Here is a 2,548-nt window from a genome sequence, read left to right as displayed (position 1 = left end):
ACCGTGTACTTCCCGGTCAACCTCATCGGCAACCTCTACGTCAGCAACGGCATGTCGGCCGGCAACACGCTGAAGGAAGCGCGCCGCCACGCGTGCGGCGCAGCGGTCCCGTCCACCGGGCCGCCCCACATTGGAAAGGATCACCCATGGCTGAAATTACGGCCGCTCTCGTCAAGGAACTGCGCGACCGCACCGGCGCCGGCATGATGGATTGCAAAAAGGCGCTCGCCGAAAATGGCGGCGACATCGAAGCATCGATCGACTGGCTGCGCACCAAGGGTCTCGCCGCGGCCGCCAAAAAGGCTGGCCGCGTTGCCGCTGAAGGCCTGGTTGGCGTCGCCACTGACGGCACGCGCGGCGCGATGGTCGAAGTCAACAGCGAAACCGACTTCGTTGCCAAGAACGAACAGTTCCAGGGCTTCGTTCGCGACGTGACCCAAGTCGCGCTCGCCGGCAACCTGACCGACATCGACGCGCTCGGCGCTGCCGCCTATCCGGCTGGCGGCACCGTCACCGAAGCGCTGACCCAGAACATCGCCACGATCGGTGAAAACCAGTCGCTGCGTCGTTCGGCCATCATGTCGGTGAACTCGGGCGTCGTCACTGCCTATGTCCACAACGCTGCCGCTCCCGGCATGGGCAAGATCGGCGTGCTCGTCGCGCTCGAATCGACGGCTGGTGCCGATGTCCTCGAACCGCTGGGCAAGCAGCTGGCGATGCACGTCGCCGCCGCGAACCCGCTGGCGCTGAACGGCGACGATCTCGATCCCGAACTCGTCGCCCGCGAACGCGCGATCGCCGAGGAAAAGGCAGCTCAGTCGGGCAAGCCCGCCGACATCGTGTCGAAAATGGTCGACGGCGGTATCGCCAAGTTCCGCAAGGAAAACGCGCTGCTGTCGCAGCTGTTCGTGATGGACGGCAAGACCCCGGTCGCCGAAGTCGTTGCAGCAGCCGGCAAGGACGTCGGCGCGACGATCACGCTCAAGGGCTTCACCCGCTTCCAGCTCGGCGAAGGCATCGAGAAGGAAGAAAGCGATTTCGCGGCAGAAGTCGCAGCGGTCGCTGGCGTCTAAAACAAAACGCGGAGTTGCTGCGCGCAAGGCGCGGCAGTCCGCTTGGCAATGGCGCGTACTCTGACTAGGGTGCGCGCCATTCGCTTATCAAGTGGTTGAAAGAGGTTCCCCCGATCATGGCACTGGCCGGCATGAAACGCATCTTGCTGAAATTGTCGGGCGAAGCGTTGATGGGCTCGACTCCTTTCGGCATCGATCCTGACACTGTCGCCACCATGGCGGCCGAGGTCAAGGAAGCCAAGGAACGCGGGCTTGAAATCTGCCTCGTCATCGGCGGCGGCAATATCTTCCGCGGCATGGCGGGCGCCGCCAAGGGCATGGACCGGGCGCAGGCCGACTATATGGGCATGCTCGCCACCGTGATGAACGCGCTGGCGATGCAGAATGCGCTCGAGCAGCTCGGCGTCGAAACGCGCGTCCAGTCGGCGATCGAGATGGACAAGGTGTGCGAGCCGGTGATCCGCCGCCGCGCCGAACGCCACCTCGAAAAAGGCCGCGTGGTGATCTTCGCTGCGGGTGTCGGCGCGCCTTATTTCACCACCGACAGCGGCGCCGCGCTGCGCGCTGCCGAAATGAAGTGCGACGCGCTGCTCAAAGGTACCAGTGTCGATGGCGTGTATAACGCCGATCCCAAAAAGGATAAGTCGGCGGTTCGTTATGATACGCTGAGCTACGACCGCGTGCTCGCCGACAATCTGAAGGTGATGGATGCAAGCGCGGTGGCGCTGTGCCGCGACAACCATATCCCGATCGTCGTGTTCAACATTCGCGAAGCGGGAAATCTGGCCCGTGTGCTCGCGGGCGAGGGGGTTTCGACCGTCGTGGCCGACGCCCCCGGCAACGCCTGAACGCGCCAAGCATAGAAGAGGAAGAGACGATGGCGAAATATGACAAGGCCGACCTGGAACGCCGGATGCACGGCGCGGTTGAAGCGCTGAAAAACGACCTGTCGGGCCTGCGTACCGGCCGCGCACACACCGCGCTGCTCGATCCGGTGACGGTCGAGGTCTATGGCAGCCACATGCCGCTGAATCAGGTCGCCTCGGTCAGCGCGCCCGAAGCGCGGATGCTGACGGTGCAGGTGTGGGACAAATCGAATGTCGGCCCGGTCGACAAGGCGATCCGTTCGGCAGGGCTGGGGCTCAACCCGATCGTCGATGGCCAGATGCTGCGCCTGCCGATCCCCGAAATGACGCAGGAACGGCGCAAGGAGCTGTCGAAGCTCGCTGGCAAATATGCCGAAGCGGCGCGCATCGCGGTGCGCAACGTCCGCCGCGACGGCATGGACAATCTGAAGGCTGACGAGAACAAGAAGGAAATCAGCGAGGACGAGCGCAAGCGCCACGAAACCGAGGTTCAGAAGCTGACCGACGCCACGATTGCCGAACTCGACGCCGCGGCGACCGCGAAGGAAAAGGAAATCCTGGGCTAGTGCTTTCCGGCGCTTACCTCTCTTCCGTTCGTGTCGAGCGAAG

4 protein-coding genes are annotated in these 2,548 nt (G+C 63.8%); all 4 read left to right on the top strand.

The window, feature by feature from the left end:
- Window positions 1-207 (top strand): YcaO-like family protein (locus K0M74_RS01235; protein ID WP_293967106.1); only part of this gene is annotated, 207 nt, incomplete at its 5' end.
- Window positions 147-1,073, top strand: coding sequence for a translation elongation factor Ts (gene tsf / locus K0M74_RS01230; protein WP_088439423.1), 927 nt, complete (start codon window positions 147-149; stop codon window positions 1,071-1,073). The genes K0M74_RS01235 and tsf, both read left to right, overlap by 61 nt.
- Window positions 1,074-1,189: 116 nt before the next feature.
- Window positions 1,190-1,921 (top strand): UMP kinase, encoded by a 732-nt coding sequence (gene pyrH, locus K0M74_RS01225; RefSeq protein WP_293967102.1) that lies wholly within the window; start codon window positions 1,190-1,192, stop codon window positions 1,919-1,921.
- A 29-nt stretch (window positions 1,922-1,950) separates the two neighbouring features.
- Window positions 1,951-2,505 (top strand): ribosome recycling factor, encoded by a 555-nt coding sequence (gene frr, locus K0M74_RS01220; RefSeq protein ID WP_088439419.1) that lies wholly within the window; start codon window positions 1,951-1,953, stop codon window positions 2,503-2,505.
- The last annotated feature ends 43 nt before the right edge of the window (window positions 2,506-2,548 follow it).

Source organism: Sphingopyxis sp. (assembly GCF_019459305.1).
Taxonomy (GTDB): Bacteria; Pseudomonadota; Alphaproteobacteria; order Sphingomonadales; family Sphingomonadaceae; genus Sphingopyxis.
Note: the sequence above shows the minus strand (reverse complement) of the source record. Positions and strands in the feature narration are given on the sequence as shown.